This is a genomic window from Pseudonocardia humida (assembly GCF_023898865.1).
GTDB lineage: Bacteria > Actinomycetota > Actinomycetes > Mycobacteriales > Pseudonocardiaceae > Pseudonocardia > Pseudonocardia humida.
In genome coordinates this window covers 1-20496 of record NZ_JAGSOV010000003.1, presented here as the reverse complement: position 1 = coordinate 20496, position 20496 = coordinate 1, and the positions used below count along the sequence as shown (strand labels likewise).

At 76.4% G+C, this 20496-nt stretch carries 16 protein-coding genes; 6 read left to right on the top strand and 10 right to left on the bottom strand.

The features are described 5' to 3' along the window. Positions 1–13 precede the first annotated feature (13 nt). On the bottom strand, positions 14–619 hold the full coding sequence (locus KDL28_RS00550) for a TetR/AcrR family transcriptional regulator (protein WP_252435127.1): 606 nt from the start codon (positions 617–619) through the stop codon (positions 14–16). A 213-nt stretch (positions 620–832) separates the two neighbouring features. On the opposite strand from KDL28_RS00550, the gene KDL28_RS00545 reads away from it, so the two are divergent. Then, positions 833–1789 carry a hypothetical protein gene (locus KDL28_RS00545; protein WP_252435126.1) on the top strand — a complete coding sequence of 319 codons (957 nt, stop codon included), beginning with the start codon at positions 833–835 and terminating at the stop codon, positions 1787–1789. Between the two features lie 3 nt (positions 1790–1792). Here KDL28_RS00545 and KDL28_RS00540 read toward each other — a convergent pair whose 3' ends face one another. Next, positions 1793–2773: an RNA polymerase subunit sigma-70 gene (locus tag KDL28_RS00540; RefSeq protein ID WP_252435125.1), complete on the bottom strand. Its 981-nt coding sequence runs from the start codon at positions 2771–2773 to the stop codon at positions 1793–1795. Then, positions 2770–3186, bottom strand: coding sequence for a glyoxalase superfamily protein (locus KDL28_RS00535; RefSeq protein WP_252435124.1), 417 nt, complete (start codon positions 3184–3186; stop codon positions 2770–2772). The genes KDL28_RS00540 and KDL28_RS00535 overlap by 4 nt, the downstream gene beginning before the upstream one ends. A gap of 355 nt (positions 3187–3541) precedes the next feature. On the opposite strand from KDL28_RS00535, the gene tuf reads away from it, so the two are divergent. After that, entirely contained in the window at positions 3542–4720 is a 1179-nt protein-coding gene (gene tuf, locus KDL28_RS00530; RefSeq protein WP_252435123.1) for an elongation factor Tu, read from the top strand. A 72-nt stretch (positions 4721–4792) separates the two neighbouring features. On the opposite strand, the gene KDL28_RS00525 is transcribed toward tuf, so the two are convergent. Then, positions 4793–5908 carry a glycosyltransferase family 4 protein gene (locus KDL28_RS00525; RefSeq protein WP_252435122.1) on the bottom strand — a complete coding sequence of 372 codons (1116 nt, stop codon included), beginning with the start codon at positions 5906–5908 and terminating at the stop codon, positions 4793–4795. Positions 5909–6082: 174 nt separating this feature from the next. Between KDL28_RS00525 and KDL28_RS00520 the strand changes: the two genes are divergently transcribed. Together KDL28_RS00520 and KDL28_RS00515 are read left to right on the top strand one after the other, a co-directional pair. Next, positions 6083–8368 (top strand): glycerol-3-phosphate 1-O-acyltransferase, encoded by a 2286-nt coding sequence (locus KDL28_RS00520; protein WP_252435121.1) that lies wholly within the window; start codon positions 6083–6085, stop codon positions 8366–8368. Further along, on the top strand, positions 8355–11276 hold the full coding sequence (locus tag KDL28_RS00515) for an HAD-IB family hydrolase (RefSeq protein ID WP_252435120.1): 2922 nt from the start codon (positions 8355–8357) through the stop codon (positions 11274–11276). Before KDL28_RS00520 ends, KDL28_RS00515 begins: the two co-directional genes overlap by 14 nt. Positions 11277–11297: 21 nt before the next feature. Here the strand turns inward: KDL28_RS00515 and KDL28_RS00510 are convergent, their stop codons facing one another. From KDL28_RS00510 to hrpB, 3 genes are all read right to left on the bottom strand, one after another. Continuing rightward, a complete protein-coding gene (locus tag KDL28_RS00510) occupies positions 11298–12170 on the bottom strand; it encodes a metallophosphoesterase family protein (protein ID WP_252435119.1) in 873 nt (290 codons plus the stop codon). A gap of 77 nt (positions 12171–12247) precedes the next feature. After that, positions 12248–12790, bottom strand: coding sequence for a DUF6319 family protein (locus tag KDL28_RS00505; RefSeq protein ID WP_252435118.1), 543 nt, complete (start codon positions 12788–12790; stop codon positions 12248–12250). 105 nt (positions 12791–12895) lie between these two features. Beyond that, positions 12896–15349: an ATP-dependent helicase HrpB gene (gene hrpB, locus KDL28_RS00500; RefSeq protein WP_256500502.1), complete on the bottom strand. Its 2454-nt coding sequence runs from the start codon at positions 15347–15349 to the stop codon at positions 12896–12898. A gap of 10 nt (positions 15350–15359) precedes the next feature. On the opposite strand from hrpB, the gene KDL28_RS00495 reads away from it, so the two are divergent. Further along, entirely contained in the window at positions 15360–15962 is a 603-nt protein-coding gene (locus KDL28_RS00495; protein ID WP_252435116.1) for a GNAT family N-acetyltransferase, read from the top strand. A gap of 15 nt (positions 15963–15977) precedes the next feature. On the opposite strand, the gene KDL28_RS00490 is transcribed toward KDL28_RS00495, so the two are convergent. Further along, positions 15978–16397: a M15 family metallopeptidase gene (locus KDL28_RS00490; RefSeq protein WP_252435115.1), complete on the bottom strand. Its 420-nt coding sequence runs from the start codon at positions 16395–16397 to the stop codon at positions 15978–15980. A 674-nt stretch (positions 16398–17071) separates the two neighbouring features. Here KDL28_RS00490 and KDL28_RS00485 point away from each other — a divergent pair. After that, on the top strand, positions 17072–18166 hold the full coding sequence (locus KDL28_RS00485; RefSeq protein WP_252435114.1) for a sensor histidine kinase: 1095 nt from the start codon (positions 17072–17074) through the stop codon (positions 18164–18166). Between the two features lie 103 nt (positions 18167–18269). Here the strand turns inward: KDL28_RS00485 and KDL28_RS00480 are convergent, their stop codons facing one another. Continuing rightward, positions 18270–19259 carry a ferritin-like domain-containing protein gene (locus KDL28_RS00480; protein ID WP_252435113.1) on the bottom strand — a complete coding sequence of 330 codons (990 nt, stop codon included), beginning with the start codon at positions 19257–19259 and terminating at the stop codon, positions 18270–18272. Between the two features lie 111 nt (positions 19260–19370). Then, positions 19371–20342 (bottom strand): hypothetical protein, encoded by a 972-nt coding sequence (locus KDL28_RS00475; RefSeq protein WP_252435112.1) that lies wholly within the window; start codon positions 20340–20342, stop codon positions 19371–19373. Positions 20343–20496 lie beyond the last annotated feature (154 nt).

Genomic DNA, 20496 nt, shown 5'->3' with positions numbered 1-20496 from the left:
CCCGACCTGGAGGTCACAGCAGGCCCTCCGGCGCAGGACGCGGGGACGCGGTGATCTGGTCCAGGTGGTGGTGCAGCACTGCGAGCAGCCCCTCGGCGCTGCTCTGCTCCGGGCGCATGGCGGCGTGCACCGCGAGCCCGTCCAGCAGCGCGAACAAGCGCTCGGTCTCCAGGTCGACGCCCGGCTCGGTTGTCCCTGTCGGGAGGAGCACGCGGACCCATCGCCGGCACGCGTTGCGCAGGAGGTCGTAGGCCTCGTCGCGCAGCGCCCGCAGTTGGGGGTCTACGAGCGCGCGGGCGGTGAAGGCGAGCCAGACCTCGTTCTCCGCCCGGCGCTCGGGATCCAACGGCAGCAGCTCGGCGAGCACGCGTCCCGCCGCGAGGCGGGGGTCGTCGGGTACCTGCAGCACGGCCACGCGGTGCTCGACCCGCTCGATGACCATCCGCATGGCGAAGGTCAGCAGTTCGGACTGGTCGTCGAAGTAGTGCCGCAGCGAGCCCATCGACACCCCGGCCTCACGGGCGACCTCCCGCACCGAGGCGCGCTCCAGCCCTTCGCGTCGGACCACCCGCCACACCGCCTCGGCCAGGTGCCTCCTGCGCTCGACCGGATCCACCACCCGCGGCACCCGCCTTTCATAGCACAGTCGTGCTACGTTGCCAGTATCTAGCACAGTCGTGCTAGTAACGCGGTCGACGGGAGCACGACCATGAGCAGGAACCGGCCGCTGCCGGGCATCGCACCGGCGCGAGCGGGAGCGGCTGCCGGGCCGGAGTCGTCGACACCGGGGCGTCCGCTCCGGTCCCGTGGGCCCGGTCGCGCCAGTGTCCGGGTGGCCGCCACCCTCTGGGTGGCCGCCAACTGCTGGGTCGGGCTGACGGCCGGCGAGACCCTGCCCTTCGACTGGCCGGCCAGGACGCAGAGGTCGACGGTCGAGCACCTCCTCGAGGTCAACCTGGCACTCCTGCAGGTGCTGCTCCTGATGGGGGTGGTCCATGTCATCACCCGGCGCCGCACGCTACCCGACATCGCCGCACGCGCCCCGGATCGTGCCCTCGCCCTGCGCGAGACGCTCCTGCTCCTCGGCTACGGGGTCCTCGCTCTCGGCGGGGGGTTCCTCCTGGCCACGTCCTCCGGCTGGCACCCGTTCGGCCTGCACCTGGCGGGGACGATCTACGGCACCCACGCCCAGCTCGAGCCGGCCGAGGTCCTCACCTGGGCCGGCTACAACCTCGTGGTATTCGCCGTCCTCCCGCTGATCTTCTTCGGCAGGCGGTACTCCGCGCGGGCGCTGGGCCTGCGCTCGACCGACCGGAAGAACGATCTACTGGTGATCGTCGTCGTGCTCGCGCTGGAGGCCACCTTCCAGATCGTCGCCGTCCAGCCGGAGATCTTCACCCTGCCGGCCGGTCAGCTCCTCCTCGGCGCCGCCGTCACCTTCGCGCTCTACCTCGCCGGTGCGGTCCTTCCCGCCATGGTCTTCATCTACGCGATCCTCGTGCCGCGCTACCTCACGCTGACCGGCTCGGCGACCACCACCGTGCTCCTGGGCGGGCTGACCTACACCGGCCTGCACGCCTGGGACGCCTGGGCGGTGTTCACCTCCCCGCACGGAGCCGCCCTCTCGGTGATCTTCCTGTTCTTCACCTACCTCGGACCCGGCATGATCAAGACATTCCTGACGCTGCGTACCGGCAACGCCTGGGTGCACGTCTGGGCCTACCACGCCTTCGCCCCGCACACCCTCCTGGACACCCCGCACATCGTCGACGTCCTCCGGATCCGGTGATGTTCAGAGCCGGTCGGGCAGGCCCAGCGCGCCGAACAGCTCCGGCCCGAACGTGGTGACCTCCGAGATCAACCCCTCCTCGACGCGCAGCACGTCGAGCTTGAACGGGCGGAACACCGTGTCGCCCGTGCGGCGCAGGTAGCTCGCGGCGGCCGGCATCCGGTTGACCGCGGTGGGCAGCAGGCGCCAGTCGCCCTCGCGGTCGGGGCCGAACGCGCGCTCCAGCAGCGTGGCGAGCCCGTCGGTGCCTTCGAACACGTACGGGTACGGGGGCATGGATATCCGGATGTCGGTCGCGGCGACCGCCAGCGCGGCGGTGGCGTCGCCGCGCTGGTGGGCGTCGACGAACCGGTCGAGCAGCTCGCGCTCCCGCGCCGACAGCGGCGCCCCGCCCGCCGACCAGCCGCTGCGCTGCGCCGGCAGGTGCTGGGCCATGGTGGCGCGGGCACGCTGCAGCGCGCTGTTGGCCGCGGGGACGCTGGTGCCCAGCAGCTCGGCGGTCTCGGCGGCCGACATGTCCAGCACGTCGCGCAGCAGCAGCGCGGCGCGCTGGCGGGCCGGCAGCACCTGCAGCGCGGTCAGGAACGCCAGCTCGATCGTCTCCCTGGCCACGGCCACCGCGTCGGGGCCGTCGTCGGGGGCGGCGAGCTCGTCGAGCAGCGTGTCGGGGTAGGGCTGCAGCCAGGAGACCTCCGGGGAGGACGCGCGCCGCGGGCGGCGGGCGCGGGCCCGGATCGCGTCCAGGCACACGTTGGTCGCGATCCGGTAGAGCCACGCCCGCACGGGGGCTTCCGCGTCGGAGCCGCCGGTGAACCGGTCGCGGTGGCGCCAGGCGTTGAGCAGCGCCTCCTGCACGGCGTCCTCGGCCTCGTCGAACGAGGCCAGCATCCGGTAGCAGTGCACGTGCAGCTCCCGGCGGTGCCGCTCGACCTGCTCGCGGAAGCCGGCCTCGTCGAGGACCGGACCGACCACCGGGCCGGTCACGACCCGCCGTGGCCCTTCTCCTGCAGCACCCAGGTGTTGCCGTCGGGGTCGGCGAGGTCGGCGAAGGAGGCGAAGTCGGCGCGGTCCGGGGCGGGGCCGGGCTGCCAGCCCTGCGCGCTCATGTGCTTGACCTCGCCGACCTCCGCGCCCCGCGCCAGCAGCTCCTCGCGGGCGGCGACGACGTCGCGGACCACCAGGTGCGTGCCGCGGACCGACCCCGGCTCGGCGTCGGTGATGCCGACCCCGATGGAGATCGAGCAGGCCGAGCCGGGCGGGGTCAGCTGCACGACGCGGAACTCCTCGCCCGCGCGGTGGTCGACGTCGACGGCGAAGCCGAGCGTCTGGCTGTAGAAGGCCTTGGCCCGGTCGACGTCGCTCACCGGGATCAGCACCAGCTCGATGCGGAAGTCCATGCGCTCTCTCCGATCCTCGTGCGGCGGCGGTCCGCCACCGTCGCACGTGTAACGACGGCCGCGGCGACGACTCATCGGTGCACCGGTGATCCGGTGAAAAGAAGTTGCCCGCGGCGGCCCACGGGCCCGACGCTGTGCGGGTGTTCCGGCCGGTCGCGTTCTGCGCACCGCTGGCTGCAGATGCAGCAGCGGCGCCGCGGCCTGCCCTGATCGTCCTGTCGATCACCGACGGCGCCCGAGGCTGACCCCTTCCCGGCCGGCACCGGGATCTCCCGGGAAGCGGGTCGCGGCCACACGAGGGATCCCGGACGTCCGCCGCCCGCGGACGATCAGCACCGCAGACCGGAGCACCACCATGGCCAAGCAGCCCTACCTGCGCACCAAGCCGCACCTCAACATCGGCACGATGGGCCACGTCGACCACGGCAAGACCACCCTGACCGCCGCCATCACCAAGGTCCTCGCCGACCGCGTCGGCGGCCGCTACGTGCCGTTCGAGCGGATCGACCGGACCCCGGAGGAGGCCCGGCGCGGCATCACGATCGACGTCGCGCACGTCGAGTACGAGACGGCGACGCGCCACTACGCGCACGTCGACATGCCCGGCCACGCCGACTACGTGAAGAACATGATCACCGGCGCGGCCCAGGTCGACGGCGCGATCCTGGTCGTCTCGGCGACCGACGGCGTGATGCCGCAGACCCGCGAGCACGTGCTGCTGGCCCGCAGGCTCGGCGTCGGGCACCTGGCGGTGGCGCTGAACAAGGCCGACGCCGGTGACCCCGAGCTGCTGGAGCTGGTCGAGCTGGAGATCCGCGAGCTGCTCGACCGGCACGGCTTCGACGGGGCGGCCACCCCGGTGGTGGCGGTGTCGGCGCTCGGCGCGCTGGCCGGCGAGCCGCGCTGGACGGCGTCGGTCGTGGCGCTGCTCGACGCGGTCGAGGAGCACGTCCCCGTGCCGCACCGCGACCTGGACTCGCCGTTCCTCATGCCGGTGGAGAACGTGCTGACGATCACCGGTCGGGGCACGGTGCTCACCGGAGCGATCGAGCGGGGCGTGGTCGCCGTCGGCGATACCGTCGACGCGCTGGGCCTGGGGCGGGGAGTGTCGGCCGTGGTGACCGGCATCGAGACCTTCGGCCGCACGATGGAGCGCGGCGAGGCCGGGGACAACGCGGCGCTGCTGCTGCGCGGGGTGCGCCGCGAGCAGGTCGCCCGCGGACAGGTGGTCGCGGCGGCGGGCTCGATCGGGCTGCACGGCGCCTTCCGCGGTGAGCTGCGGCTGCTGGGCGCGGCCGAGGGCGGGCGGCACACGCCCGTTCGCTCGGGCTACCGCCCGCAGTTCCACCTGCGCACGGCCGACGTGGTCGGGGTGCTCGACCTCGGTGAGGTCGAGGCGGTCGAGCCGGGCACGACCGTCGCGGCCACCGTGCGCCTGGGCGCCCCGGAGCCGCTGGAGGTCGGTCTCGGCTTCGCCGTCCGCGAAGGCGGCCGGACCGTCGCCGAAGGCACGGTCCACGACCTCCTGCCCTGACCCACCCCCGTCGAGAACGAAGCTGTTGTCGTTTGGACCGGTCCAAAACGACGGCGACTTCGTTCTCGACGGTCAGGTGGGGGTGGGGTCGAGGACCGAGGCGTAGACCTCGGCCAGCCGCTTGGCCCAGCCGACGGCCTCGTGCTCGGCCAGGAACCGGGCGCGGGCGGCTGCGCCGAGCCGGCCGCGCCGCTCGCCGTCCTCGGTGAGGGCGACCAGGGCGTCGGCCAGCCGGCCGGCGTCCTGCGGGACGAGCACGCCGGTGGTCGGGGTGACGATCTCCGGGATGCCGCCCACCTGCGTGGACACCACCGGCAGCCCGGCGGCCATCGCGCGCAGCAGCACCGTCGGCGCCGCGCCGTACTCGGCCGGGTAGACGACCAGGTCGGCGGCGTTGAGCAGGCTGGCGTGGTCGGTGTGGCGGTGCACGAACCGGACCCGGCCGTCGAGCTCCTCGGTGTCGTCCACCCTCGACTCCAGGTACGGGCGCATCGGCCCGTCGCCGCACAGCGCGACCACCAGCGGCAGCTGGTCGGGCAGCGCCTCGCAGGCGTCGAGCAGCAGTTCGAGGCCCTCGCCGCGGCGCATCGGGACGGTGCAGACCGCCAGCACCTCCCGGTCGTCGACGCCGAGGGCCTCGCGGCGCCGGTTGCGCTCGGCCAGGTCGCCGGGGCCGGGGTCGACGACGCCGTCGGGTACGAGCACCGTGTCGACCGCGGCGTTGAGCCCGCGGTACCAGTCCTGCTGGACCCGGGAGATGGCGATCGTGCGCCGGACGAAGCGCCGGCGGGCCACGATGCGGGCCGTGCGGCGCAACCGGTCGCCGCCGTCGGCCAGATCGTTCTTGACGTTGTGCAGCGTGGACACCGCCGGGATGCGGTTGCGCATGGCCGCCGCCGCGGCCACCACGTCGGCGTGGCCCAGGTGGCTGTGCACGAGCTCGGCGCCGTGCTCGCGCAGCGCCCTGGCGGTGCGCGAGACCGCCCGCGGGTCGAGCGGGGCCAGCCCCAGCTCGACGACCGGCACCCCCAGCCTGCGCAGGGCGCTGACCTGGGCCGTGTCCGACGTCGAGGCCAGCGCGACCACCGAGATGTCCAGCCCGGCCCGCGGGGCCGCCGTGGCCAGGTCGACCAACCCGATCTCGGGACCGCCGGGGTGCAGGGACGGGACCAGGTGGGTGATCTTCACGGGCGCTCCGGTGGAAGGGTCGACGAGGGAGGGCCATCGACACTACCCACGACCGGGTGATCACCGAGCGCGGTCCCGGACCGCGCCCGTGCCGCGCCAGGTGACCCGGGTCACCCGATGGGCCAGGATGGTGGACCGGGCCTGCGGTCGGGGCCGGGGGACGAGAGGACACCGATGGGGTTGCAGCAGCCAGGGCCGGACGAGCGGGCGCAGGCGCCGGTGGTCGTGCTCGCCGACACCGCGACGGCCGTCGAGCGCCGCCTGGTCCAGGAGTGGATGCGCGAGAGCGGCCTGAGCCCCGACGTCGTGCTGCCGTTGCGCGTCGATGCGCTGGTCGGCACGCTGACCGACGCCGACGACGCCACGGTCGTCGCCCCGGTGCGGGTGCTCTGGCGCCCCCGCGAGCGCGACGGCCGCCGCCGGGTGCGCTGGGCGGACGTCGTCTCGCTGGGCAACCCCCGCCGCCCCGCCCCGCACCTGCAGGGCCGCATCGCCCGCCGCGAGCCCGACCGGGCCGCCGTCGCCGTCGCCGAGACCGCGACCCTGGGCGACCTGCGCGCCCGGTTCGCCGAGCGCACCGGCCGGGAGCAGCCCCCCAGCCCGGCCGAGCTGGCCGCGTTCGTCGCCCACCAGGCCGAGCTGGCCCTGCAGCGCGCGGAGCGCGCGCTGCTCGGCGACCGCTACAAGGTCCCCACGCACATCGTGGAGGCGGTCGAGGCCAGCCCGCAGTTCCGCGACGGGGTCGTCGAGCTGGCCGCCCGGCTGGAGCTGCCCGAGGCCGAGGTCCGCGAGCGCGCGGTGCACGACCTGCACGGGCTGGTCGCCTCGCTGAGCCCGGTGGCGGTCGACCTGCTCAGCGGGGTGCTGCGGCCCCTGCACGCCAGGGCGTGGGACGTGCACGTCGACGCGGCCGGGCTGGAGAAGCTGCGCGAGCTCAACCGCACCCACCCGCTGGTGTTCCTGCCCAGCCACCGCTCCTACACCGACCCGTTCCTGCTGGCCGACGTGCTCGCCGAGCACGACTTCCCCCGCAACCACGTGCTCGGCGGGGAGAACCTGCGGTTCTGGCCGATCGGCCCGCTGGCCAAGCGGGCCGGGATCGTGTTCATCCGGCGCAGCTTCGGCGACGACGAGGTCTACAAGCTGGCCGTGCGCGAGTACTTCGGCTACCTGCTGGCCAAGCGGTTCAACCTGGAGTGGTACATGGAGGGTGGCCGCTCGCGCACCGGCAAGCTGCGCGCCCCGCGCCACGGGCTGCTGGCCGGGGTGGCCGAGGCGGTCGAGCGGGGCCGCGTCGACGACGTCCACCTGGTCCCGGTCTCGATCACCCACGACCAGCTGCGCGAGGTCTCGGCGATGGCCGCCGAGCAGCTCGGCGCCCCGAAGAAGGGGGAGGGGCTGGGCTGGCTGGCCCGCTACGCCAAGGCGCAGCTGGAGCCGATCGGCGCCGCCTACGTCCGGTTCGCCGAACCCGTCTCGCTGCGCCGGGCGCTGGAGGGCGTCGACCCGGACGACCCGGGCTCGCGCCGGCTGGCGCTGCAGAAAGCGGTGTTCGAGGTCGCCGTGGGCATCAACCAGGTCACCCCGGTCGTGGCCACCGCCCTGGTCACGCTGGCGCTGCTGGGCGTGCGCGACCGGGCGCTGACGCTGGGGCAGGTGCAGCGCGTGCTCGAACCGGTGCGGGCGTACGTGGAGTCGCGGGGCGCCGTCGAGAGCGGGCCGTCGACCGAGGCCGTGCGCACCCCGGCCGGGCTGCGCCGGGTGCTGCACGCGCTGGCCGCGTCGAAGGTGGTGTCGATCTACTCCGGGGGCGGGGAGCCGGTCTACGCGATCGACCGCGGCCAGCACCTCGTCGCCGCGTTCTACCGCAACAGCGCGATCCACCACTTCGTCGACCGCGCGCTCGCCGAACTTGCGCTGCTCAGCGAGCCGGGTCAGCGCCGCGACGCCGTGGCCGCGCTGCGCGACCTGCTCAAGTTCGAGTTCTTCTTCCCCGACCGGCGCACCCACGAGGCCCAGGTCGAGGCCGAGCTGGAGCGGCTGGGCGCGGGCTGGGACGCCCCCGACGGGTCGGCCGCGCTGGCCGGCGCCGAGTTCCTCATCGCCCACCGGGTGCTGCGCTCGTTCCTCGACTCGCAGCTGGTGGTGGCCGAGCGGCTGGCGGCCCGCGACCCGCGCACCCCGGTCGTGGAGAAGGAGTTCCTCGACGAGTGCGCCGGGTACGGGCAGCAGATGCTGCTGCAGGGCGTGCTGCACGGGTCCGAGTCGCTGTCGCGGGAGCTGTTCACCACCGCGCTCAAGCTGGCCGCCAACCTCGACCTCGTCGACCCGGGCCGCGAGGAGCTGGCCCGGTCGCGGCGGGGGTTCGCCGCGCGGATGCGCGACATGGTGGCCAGGGTGGTGCGCATCGACGAGATCGACGCGCGGCTGCGGCGGGAGGCCACCGGTGTCGCACCCTGAGCCCGGCCACCCCGACCCGAACCGCACCTGGACCGAGGACGACCTGATCGCCGACGTCGCCGCGGGCCCGCAGGGCCCGCGGATCGGCGCGTTCTTCGACTTCGACGGCACCCTCATCGACGGCTACTCGCTGGGCGCCTTCGCCCGCCACCACCTGCGCTCCGGGCACGTCACCCCGCTCGACGCCGGGCGGATGCTGCTGCTGGGGATGCGCGGGGTCACCACCGAGGAGGACTTCGAGAGCTTCTTCGTGCTCGGCATGCGGGCCTGGGCCGGGCGCAGCGAGGACGAGCTGGTCGAGCTGGGCGAGCGGCTCTGGCGCCAGGGCGTCGCCGGCGCGCTGTACCCGGAGGCCTGGCGGCTCGTGCAGGCCCACCGCCGCGCCGGGCACACCATCGTGCTGGCCTCCTCGGCCACCCGGTTCCAGGTCGCCCCGGCCGCCGCCGCGCTCGGCGTCGGCCACGTGCTGGTCACCCCGGTCGAGGTCGAGGACGGGCTGTGCACCGGTCGGCCCGGCGGGCCGCCGCTGTGGCGGGCGGGCAAGGCGGCCGCGGTGCGCGCGTTCGGCGCCGCGCACGACCTCGATCTGATCAACAGCTACGCCTACTCCAACGGCACCGAGGACGTGCCGTTCCTGGCCACCGTCGGGCGGGCCAGGGCGCTCAACCCGGAGCCGGGGCTGGCCGCCGCGGCCGCCGAGAAGGACTGGCCGAGCGCCCGGTTCCGCTCCCGCGGCCGGCCCGGGGTGCGCGAGCTGGCGCGCACCGCGGGGGCCGTGGGCGGCACGCTCGGCGGGTTCGGCACCGGGCTCGCACTGGGCGCGGTCAACGCCCTCATCGGCACCGGCACCCGCCGCGACGCCGTCGACCTCGGCCTCACCCTCGGCGGCGAGCTGGGCACCGCGCTGGGCGGGATCACCCTCGACGTGCGCGGCGCCGAGCACCTAGCCACCCGGCCCGCGGTCTTCCTGTTCAACCACCAGAGCCAGCTCGACGTGCTGATCCTGGCCAAGCTCCTGCGTTCGGGGTTCAGCGCGGTGGCCAAGAAGGAGGCCGCCCGCATCCCCGGCTTCGGGCTGGCGTTCCGGCTGGCCGACGTGGCCTTCGTCGACCGCTCCGACACGACCTCGGCCCGCGCCGCGCTGGAACCGGCCGTGCAGCGGCTGCGCGAAGGGGTCTCGCTCGTGGTCGCCCCGGAGGGCACCCGCTCGGCGACGCCCGCGCTGGGGCCGTTCAAGAAGGGCGCCTTCCACGTGGCGATGCAGGCCGGCGTGCCGATCGTGCCGATCGTCATCCGCAACGCGGGCGAGCTGATGTGGAAGGGCGCCTCGACGCTGCGCGAGGGCACCATCCAGATCACGGTGCTGCCCCCGGTGCCCACCGACGGCTGGACGGTCGAGGAGCTCGACAAGCGCGTCGACGACGTCCGCAACCGCTACCTCGACGCCCTGGCCACCTGGGACGGGCCGACGCCGGGCCGACCGGTGCGGGTCACCACCGGGCCCACCGGCCCGATCGCCGCCCCGCTGGAGTGGGGCTCCGCGCCGGAGATGAACGCGCTGGAGGCCGCGGCCTGGCGCGCCGAGGCCGCCGACCCGCGGCTGCGGGCCAACGTGACGGTGCTGGAGCTGCTCGACTCCGCGCCCGACTGGGAGAGGCTGCGCGACGCGCACGAGTGGGCGTCGCGCATGGTGCCGCGGATGCGCCAGCGGGCGGTCGAGCCCGCGCTCGGCCTCGGGGCGCCGTCCTGGGTGACGGTCGACCGGATCGACATCGACCGGCACCTGGGCCGCGTCCGGCTGGAGCGGCCCACGATGCGCGCGCTGCTGGACGCGGTCGCCGAGTTCGCCGCCGCCCCGCTCGACCGCGACCGGCCGCTGTGGCGCGCGATGCTGGTCGAAGGGCTGTCCGAGGGACGCGCGGCGTACGTGGTGGTGACCCACCACGGGGTGACCGACGGCCTGGGCGCGGTGCGGCTGCTCGGTCGGCTGCACAGCCGCACGCCCGCCCACGACCCCGACCGCCCCGAGCCGCCGGTGCCCGCCCCGGGCCGGGTGCCCACCCCGGTGGAGGTGCTGGCCGAGCAGGCAGGCCGGCGCGCCCGCGGGCTGCCCGCGGAGGCGCTGCGCCGGGGTGGGCGGCTGGCCGGGGCGCTGGCCCGGCCGTGGGGGCTGGCCGGCGACGCGGTCAACGCGGCCCGCACGTGGCGGGCGTCGGCCGACCGCGCCACCGGCGGGGCGCCGCTGCTCGCCGAGCGCGGCGGCCGCTGGCACCTGGAGCTGCTCGACGTCCCGCTCGACCCCCTGCGCGCCGGCGCCGCCGCGGCCGGCGGATCGGTCAACGACGGCCTGGTCGCCGCGGTCGTCGAGGCGTTCCGCCGCTACCACCTGGAGCTGGGCGCCGAGCCGGGCGAGCTGGCGGTCGGGGTCCCGATCAGCCTGCGCACCCCGGACGACCCGCCCGGCGCCGACCGGCTCACCGCGGCCACCCTGCGCGCCTCGCTGGCCCCGGCGAGCCCGACCGAGCGGGTGCGCGCGGTCCGCGAGTTCGTGCTGGAGGCCGGCGCCCGCACGGCGACCGACGCGCTGTCGCCGGTGGTCGGCCAGGTCGTCGGCGCGCTCCCGGACGCGCTGCGCCCGGGTGCGACCGGCTGGGTCGGCGGCGGGGTGGACGTGCGGGTGGGCGTGCTGCCCGGCGTCGGGCACGCGGTGCACCTGGCCGGTCCGCGGATCACCCGGGTGTTCCCGTTCGGCCCGCCGGCCGGGGCCGCGGCGTCGGTCGGGCTGGTCCCGCACGACGGCACGTGCTGCGTGGGCATCACCCTCGACCCGGCCGCGGTCACCCGACCGGCGGTGCTGACCTCCGCGCTGCGCTCGGCCCTGGCGGACCTGGCCGCGACGGCGGGCTGAGCGGGGACCGACCGGCCCCGATCACCCGCCCACCGGCTCGGCCGGCAGCTCGGCGCGCAACCGGGCCACCGTCCGCGCCGTGGCCTCCCCGTCGAAGTCGGCGATCAGGCCGCGGTCCAGCGGCACCGCCGTGGCGATCACCGAGTCGGCGAACAGGTCGATGCGCGCCACGGTCGGCGCGGCCACCAGCCGCGACCCGACGCCCGCCGGGGGCAGCGCGTCGGCGGTGCTGGCCAGCGCGCCCGGCGTCCAGACCGGGACGCCCGCCAGCGCGCCCGCGCTGGTCATGTGGGTGTGCCCGGCCAGCACGATCCGCGCGTCGCTGCCGGCGAGCACCGCGCCCAGCCCAGCCCGGTCGCGCAGCGGGATCGCCGCGGCCACCGGCAGCACCGCGGGCAGCGGCGGGTGGTGCAGCACCACGACGGTGCCGTCGGGGGCGGGCTCGGCCAGCTCGGCGCGCAGGCGGTCGAGCTGGTCGGGTGACAGCTCGCCGTAGGCCCGACCCGGCACCGAGCTGTCGAGCACGACGATCCGCAGGCCGTGCACCCGCACCACCTGGAACACCGGGTCGGTGGAGCCGGAGCCGTCGCCCAGCAGCACCCCGCGCATCGCGGCGCGGTCGTCGTGGTTGCCCATCGCGTACGCGAACGGGACGGCGAGCCGCGCCGCCACCGGCTCCACCACCGAGCGGAACCGGCGGTACTGGGCGGGGGTGCCGTCCTCGGTGAGGTCGCCGGTGAACAGCACCGCGTCGGGCCGCACGGTGCTCTCCTCGAGGCGGCGCAGCGCGAGCTCGAGCGCCTCGGCGGTGTCGGTGCCGTAGCGCTGCCGGGTGCCGGGGTCCTCGATGTGCGGGTCGGAGATCTGGATCAGCGTGTAGCGCGGATCGTCCACCCGCCCATCCTCGTACCGGGAGGGGTGCCGTGGTGACCGGTTTCCGGTCGGCCACGGCACCCCTCGCGGCGGGTCTGTCAGCCCTCGATCTCGGCGAGGGCCTTGCGGGCCTGCTCCAGCTCGGCCTCCAGCGCCGCGACCCGGGCCGCGCGCTGCTCGCGGGCGGCGCCGATGGCCGCGTCGATCGGGTCGGCCAGCTCGGGGTGCAGCTCGCGGGCGGCGGCGGCGACGGCCGTCGCCGACACCGGCAGGCCCCGGCTCAGCCAGGCGCTGCCCTGCTTCAGCTCGGCCTGCCACTCGCCGTCGACGGTGCCGCTGACGGTGAGGATCAGCTCGATCGTGCGGGTGGTGCGGGCGGTCGAACCCTTCGGGCGGCCGCGGCGGCGCTTCTCCGGCGCGGCCTCGTCCACGCCCTCGGCCGCGGCACCGTCGGTGGTGCCGGACGCGTCCTCGGGAGCGGTGTCGGCAGGAGCGGTGTCGGCGGGAGCGGCGGCGGCCGGGGCGGCGTCCGCGGGCTCGGGGGCCGTCCGGGCGGCGGCCTTCCCGGTCCGGCCCCCGGCCTTGGCTGGGGTGGCCGGGTCGGCCGGGTCGGTCGCGGTGGGCTGCTCGGGCGTGGTCATCGGGCCGTTGTGCTCCCTACTCGTGCCTGGTTCGCGGAAGTGCGGGCCATCCAGGCTGATGCTAGAACGTCTGTTCGATCGGGTCGGGTCCGGGTGGGGTCCGGCTCACGGGCGGGGCCGCCGCGGCCGCCGCGAGGGCGCGGCGGCCAGCGGGTCCTCCGGCCAGTCGTGCTTGGGGTAGCGCCCGCGCAGCTCCGCGCGCACCTGCGGGTAGCCCGTCGCCCAGAACGAGGCCAGGTCGGCGGTGACCGCCGCCGGTCGCCCGGCCGGGGACAGCAGGTGCAGCAGGACCGGCAGCCTGCCGTCGGCCACGGTCGGCGAGTCGGTCCAGCCGAACGCCTCCTGCACCCGCACCGGCAGCACCGGCTGCTCGCCCGACCAGTCCAGCGCGATCCGCGACCCGGACGGCACCGCGATCCGCTCCGGGGCGAGCTCGTCGAGCCGCGGTGCGGTGCGCCAGTCCAGCAGGCCGCGCAGCACCTCCCCGGCGTCGACGCGGGCCAGGTCGGCGCGCGAGCGGGCACCGACCAGCCGCCCGGTCCACCAGCGGTCGGGATCGGCCAGCAGGGCGGCGTCGGAGACGTCGGGCCACGGCTCGCCCAGCACCCGGTGCAGGGTGGCGAGCCGGTCGCGCAGCCGCCGGGAGGTGTCGCTCCAGCGCAGCAGGCCCAAGCCCTCCGCGCGCAGACCGTCGAGCACCGCGGCGCGCACCGCGTCCCGTGGCGGGTCGGGCAGCCTGCGCTGCTCCAGCTCGATGGCGCCCAGCCGGCGGACCCGGCGCGCCAGCACGTCGCCGTCCTGCCAGCGCACCTCCTCGGCCTCGGCCAGCAGCGCCGGGGCCGCGCGTTCGGCGAGCTCCCGGTCGGCCGCGGCGGCCAGCCGGATGCGCGCGTTGGCCGCACCGGGGGAGCGGTCGGCCACCGCGACGGCGAGCCACTCCTGGCCGGCCAGCGCGCTGCCGGCGGGCAGCTCCGCGGCCGTGCCGCCGGCCATCAGGTACACCGGCGCGCCGGCGGAGCGGCGCCGGGCGAGCCGCTCGGGCTGGGCCATCGCCACCACCAGCGCCGCGGCCCCGGCCCGGCCGCCCGCCTCCGACCGGGCGCCCGCTCCCGCCCCGACCGCCCGGACCAGCCGACCGACCTCCCCGCGCCAGCGCCCCGACCCCGGCGCGCCGCCCGAGCGCAGCCTGCCCAGCTCGGCGTCGACCTCGGCCCCGGCGGCCAGGGTGTCGTCGTCGAGCAACGCCACCACCTCGGCCGCCGTCCGCGTACCGACTGCCGCCGACCCGTCCAGCAGCGCCCGGGCCAGCCGCGGGTGCAGGCCCAGCCCGGCCATCCGCCGCCCGCGCCCGGTCACCCGCCCGTCGCGCACCGCGCCCAGCGCCCGCAGCACCTCGCGCCCGGCGGCCAGCGGTCCCGCCGGGGGCGGGTCCCACCAGGTCAGCGCCGACCCGTCCGGGGTGCCCCAGCAGGCCAGGTCGAGCGCGAGGCGGGTGAGGTCGGCGGTGCGGATCTCCGGCTCGGGGTAGCGCGCCAGCAGCTCGCCGCGCGGCCAGCAGCGGTACGCGCGCCCCGGCGCCTCCCGCCCGGCCCGGCCGGCGCGCTGCTCGGCCACCGCCGCCGACACCCGCACGGTGACCAGCCCCGACAGCCCGCGCCGGTGGTCGGTGCGCGGCACCCGGGCCAGCCCGGCGTCCACCACCGCCCGCACCCCCGGCACGGTCAGGCTCGACTCGGCCACCGCCGTCGCCAGCACGACGCGGCGCCGCTCGCCCGGGCGCAGCGCGGCGTCCTGCTCGGCCGGTGGCAGCCGCCCGTGCAGCGGGCGCACGTCGACGTCCAGCCCGCCCAGCGCGGCCGCGGTGCGCCGGATCTCCGCCACCCCCGGCAGGAACACGAGCACGTCGCCGTCGCCGTCGGCCAGGGCCGCGCGCACCGCTCTGGCCGCGCACGCCTCCACGGCCTCCCCCCGCACCGGCGGCAGGTGCTGCACGTCGACGGGGAACGTCCTGGCCGAGACCCGCAGCACCGGGGCCGTGCCCGCCGGGTCGAGCAGCTCGGCCAGCCGCTCGCCGGCCACGGTCGCCGAGGTGGCCAGCAGGCCCAGCTCGGGGCGCAGGCCCGCGCGGGCGTCGAGCAACAGGGCGAGCAGCAGGTCGGCGTCGAGGTGGCGCTCGTGGCACTCGTCCAGCACGACGGTGCCCACGCCCGCCAGCTCCGGGTCGGCCACCAGCCTGCGCAGCAGCAACCCGGAGGTGACCACCTCGATCCGGGTCCGGGCCGAGCTGCGCGACTCGCCGCGCACGGCGTAGCCGACCCGCTCGCCCACCGCCTCGCCCAGCAGCGACGCCATCCGCGCCGCGGCCGCGCGGGTGGCCAACCGGCGGGGCTCGGCCACCACGACCCGCTGCTCGCTCGCGGCGGCGAGCGCGAGCGGCACGAGCGTGGTCTTGCCGGTGCCCGGGGGAGCGACCAGCACCGCCGCCCCGTGCGCCGCGAGGGCACCGGTCACCTCGCCGAGCGCGGCCCGGACCGGGAGGTCGGGCAGGTCATCAGGCAGGGTGTTGGCTATGGCCGTGATTTTCCCGCACGACCAGCTCGGCCCGGACACGGGGTTCACCGCCCTGCGCACCGGACGGCTCGTCCTGCGCCGGTTCGGCGCCGCCGACCTGCCCGCCTTCGTGGCCTACCGCAGCGACCCGGCGATCGCCCGCTACCAGGGCTGGGAGGCGCCCTACCCGATGGAGCGGGCACGGCGCATGCTGGCCGAGCTGGACCAGGAGCACCCCGACACCCCCGGGCGCTGGTTCCAGTTCGCGGTGGCCCTGCCCGGCACCGACGAGCTGGTCGGCGACTGCGGCGTGCACGTGCCGCTCGAGCGCCCCTGCCAGGCCGAGCTGGGCTTCACCTTCGCCGCCGCGCACCACGGCCGCGGCTACGCCACCGAGGCCGTGCGCCGGGTGCTCGACTACCTGTTCCTCGACCGCGGCAAGCACCGCGTCACCGCCAGCTGTGACGACCGCAACGCGCGCTCGGCCGCCCTGCTGCGCCGGGTGGGCATGCGCCGCGAGGGGCTGCAGCTGCAGAGCACCTGGAGCAAGGGGGAGTGGACCAACGACGAGCTGTACGCCGTGCTGCACCACGAATGGCCCGGCGGGAGCCGCCGAGCGTGATCCGTGGGCGACGGGTCACTCCTGCATCCTCGGATCGTGCGTGGGGTCGGCGTAGGGGGGCGGGCAACCGTCGTCGACGGCGTCGGGGCGCAGCTCGTAGTGCCAGGGCTCGTTGCGGTAGGTCTGGCACAGCCCGTGGTCGGCGCCGTTCTCCGACAGCCACGCCGTGGCCGCGGCGGGCCCGATGTCGACCGCGTCCCCGGACACGTGCGGGGAGGTGTCCGCGGTGGCCACCCACCGGGCCGCCGCCTCCTCCGAGCCGTGCTCGGCGATGGCCTCGCGGAGCAGCTGGTCCTGGTACCGCGGGGACCGCCAACCGCTGTTGACCGAGAACGCGACCCCGTCGTCCGCGGCCTGCGTCGCGGCCCGGCGCAGGGCATCGAGGAGAGCCGGATCGAGCTTGGCCACGGCGGCGACGTCGTCGAAGACCGTCACGCCGTCGGGAACGACACCGTCTGCCTCGCCGAGCGCACCACGGCCGGCGCCGTCACGGTCGTCGGTGCCCGGTGGTGGGGGGCGCCGCGGGACGTCGTCCGCCCGCGGAGTCTGCGGTGCCGGGCCCGGGGCGGGGACGGATCCCCCCGGTGGCACGGGGGCCGCCGACGGGGACGAGGTCGCCCACGACCGGAGACCGAGGGCTCCGGTCACCGCGGCGGCGACCACGACCGCGACGACGAGGACCGTCGATCGGGCGGGGCCGGCGGCGGTCCGGGCCGGTTCGCGGTAGGACACGCGGTCGGTCGCAGGCGCGTGGTGCTGCCGGGCCGGCGGCGGTCGTCGGTGCGGCGGTCGTCGGTACGCCGACGACGTGTGCCGGCTCGTGACCCCGGGAGCACGCCCGCCGTGCTCGTCGAGGACGAGCCCTCTCCGGTGGTGGCCGACCGCGATGGGCTGGGTCGGGAAGCGATCGCCGTACGCGCCGGGGGCCGAGGGCACCGGAGACCGGTCTGCTGCTCGTGCTGGTCCGCTGCGGGTCATGGCGCCAGTGAAGGCAGCGCGGTATCGCCGGAACGTATGCGGTTCTCGATATCCCGGCGATACGCCCCGGCTCGTAGCATCGAGGGCCCGTGCGTGGGGGCACCCGGCACCCGGGCGTGAGGGAGCAGACCGTGCACAGGCGACCCGGCCCGAGCGTCCGGCTCAAGCTCACCCTCAGCTACGCCGGGTTCCTCATGTTCGCCGGGGCCCTGCTGCTCGGGGCCGTGTGGGTGTTCCTGCTGCGGGGCTCGCCCGCCAGCACGTTCGTCCCCACCCTCCCCGACCTCCTGCGCGCCTTCGACCCGAGCAACTTCGGCCCGCGGGTATTCGGTTCGGCGGTCTTCGCGGCGATGGGCTTCCTGCTGGTGTTCGGTCTGGTGGGAGGGTGGGTCCTGGCCGGGCGCATGCTCGCCCCGCTGACCCGCATCACCCACGCCACCCGCATGGCCGCGAACGGGTCGCTCTCCCACCGGATCCGGCTACCGGGGCGCAGCGACGAGTTCCGCGAGCTCGCCGACGCCTTCGACACCATGCTCACGCGGCTCGAGGCGCACGTCGGCGAACAGCGCAGGTTCGCCGCCAACGCCTCGCACGAACTGCGCACCCCGCTGGCCATCACGCGGACGCTCCTCGACGTGGCCCGCAACGACCCGACCCGCGATCCCGGCGAGCTCGTCGACCGCCTGCACGGCGTCACCACCCGGGCGATCGACCTCACCGAGGCGCTGCTCCTGCTCAGCCGGGCCGACCAGCGGTCCTTCGCCCGCGAGCGCGTCGACCTGTCCCTGCTCGCGGAGGAGGCCACCGAGACGCTCCTGCCCCTGGCGGAGGAGCACGGCGTCGCCGTCCGGACCTCCGGCGACATCACCGCGACCATCGGCTCGCACGCCCTGCTGCTGCAGCTGACCACGAACCTCGTGCACAACGCGATCGTGCACAACCGGCCGGAGAAGGGCACCGTGCTGGTCCGGACCGGTGTCCGCGCCGGGAGCGCGGTGCTCACCGTCGAGAACACCGGCGAGAAGCTCACGGCGGAATCGGTCTCCCGGCTCGCCGAGCCGTTCCAGCGCGGCAGCGAACGCGTCCGCACCGACCACGCCGGCGTCGGCCTCGGCCTGGCGATCGTCACGAGCATCACCCGCGCGCACGACGGGACCCTCACCCTCACCCCCTCGGCCGCCGGGGGGCTCCACGTCACGGTGCGGCTCCCGGCCGCGCCCGGGTGACCGGACGGCGGCTCGCGGGGATGGTGCCGGACCCGGGGGGGGGGGGGCCCGGCGGGCCCCCCCCCCCCGGCGAGGGGTCATGCGGTGTCGATCAGGACGTCGATCAGGACCTGGCGGCGTCCTTGGCGAGCGCGGCGAACCGGCTGCGCGCGGCCGAGACGACCCCGGCGCGGTTGCGGTTGCGCTCCTCGAAGGCCAGCATCGTGGTGACCTGGTCCGGGTCGGTCAGCTCCCGGACCGCCGCCGCGGCGCCCTGGGCGCTGAGCTCCTCGAAGCCCTTGATCGGCAGCTCGCTGGCCTTGAGGCTGCCCAGCTCGGCGCGGGTCGCGTGCACGGCGTCGGCCACCGGCTCGGCGCCGTCGCGGCCGGCGACCTGCTCGGCCTTGCGCAGCGCGGCGTCGCGCCCGGCCGTCACGACCTCGCGGCCGTCGGTGCCGACGCGCGCGACCGACCCGACCACGGAGTTGACCGTGTCGCGGGCCTGGTCGCCGACCCGGCTCAGGCCGTCGACGGCGCGGTTGACGCCCTGCATGGCGACCCGCGTGGGCAGGGTGATGGCCTGCGCCACCCCGCCCGCGACCCGCTGCAGCGGGGTGGGGGCGAGCTTGGCCGGACCGCCCAGCGCCTCCTCGGCGAGCACGGTGGTGATCCACTCGATGGTCTCGCCGTGCTTGGCGACGAGGTCGTCGGCCAGCTTCTCCACGGCGGGCAGCCCGGCCCGCTTGGCGAGCACCTTGACGTAGCGGGCGCGGTCGCGGAGCTGGTGCTCCAGGGTCAGGTCGGTCAGCAGCGCCTCCTCGACCGGCTGGGCCTGCTCCAGGGTGCTCTTGACCAGCGTCACCACGCGGCTGATGGTCGGCGTGAGGACGTCGGGGGCGGCGTCGAGGGCGCGCAGGCGGGCCGTGATGCGCTCGATGCGCCGGTCGGCGTCGGCGGCGTTGTCGCGCAGCTCGCGGCGCACCTCGTCGGTGCGGGCCTGCGCGACGCGGATGCGCGCGGTCAGGGCCTCGGTCCGGGTGAGCTGCTCGATGGCCCTCAGCTGGGCGATGATCGTGTCGGTGGCGACGGTCTCCGGGGTGATGGTGAGTGCCATACCCGTGGGGTAACCGCACGCCCGGCCCGCATGCGCGACGGGCGTGTGAGGAGGTTCTCCCGTGGTCCCGCGCACTTCCGCGTGCGTCGGGGTGGCGCGGATCGCCGCCGGTCAGGAGCCGTCGAGCTCGTCGAGCGCCGCCTGCGCGCGGGCGGTGCGCGAGGCCGCGGCCCCGGCCTCCCGGCCCGCGGCCCGCGCCGCGGTCTCGGCGTCGCGCGCGGCGTCGGCGGCCGCCCGTTCGGCCTCGCGGGCCGACTCCAGCTCGGCGGCGAGCCGGGCGACCCGGTCGCGGGCGTCGTCGCGGGCGGCGACGGCGTCGTCGCGGGCGCCCTCGGCGGCGAACTGCCGGTCGCGGGCGGTCTCCTCCTCGGCCCGCGCCTCGGCCAGCGCCCGCTCCCGGCGCTCGCGCTCTGCCCGGCGTTCGCGCTCGCGGCGCTCCCGCTCCCGCTCGTCCTCGTCGGGCTCGGGTTCGGGGGCGGGCTCGGCGGGTTCGCGGCGCGGGGGCGCCGGGCGGGTGCGCGCGGGCCGCGGCGCGGCGTCGGCACGGGCACCGGGACCGAAGCCGGAGTAGGAGACCGAGCGCGTGAGCCGCCCGGAGCGCACCTCGTCGGCGATGTCCGGGTCGGCCAGCGCGGCCTCCAGGATCTCCTGCAGCTCGCGCAGCAGCCCGTCGCCGACGGGCTCGTGCTCGGCCCTGGCCAGCCGGGAGGCCTCCTGGGCCACCGCGCCCACCAGCTTGCGGCGCTGGCTGGACAGCTGGCGCAGCGCCGCGCCGTCCAGGGTGCGCTGGGCGTCGGCCAGCCCCTCGGCCAACCCGAGCAGGCCCTCGAGCTGGTCGGGGCGCTCGCGGGCGAGCAGGTTGGACAGCCAGGCGGCGCGGGTGGGGCGGCGCAGGCGGCCGATCGCCCGGGCCAGGTCGCGATCGCCCGCCTCGCGGGCACGGGCGACGGCCTCGTCGCGGCGCGGGATGAACTCGTCGGGGCGCACGCCGTACAGCTCGTCGGCCACCTCGTCGAGTCCGCCCCCCGCCTCGGCGGGGCCGTCGGCGTCGGCGCCTGCGCTGCCGGTCTCCGTCTCGGGCACGTCCCGACCCTAGGGGACCGGCCCCCGCCTCGGTCCGCAAGCGACCTCCGGTGGGGTGCTCGCAGGGGTAGGCGGGCCCCTCGCAGCGTGGGGTGGGTCGTGGGCGCGCGCCGCCGGGCGGGGCCCCCCCCGCCCGGGCGGGGTGGGGCGGCGG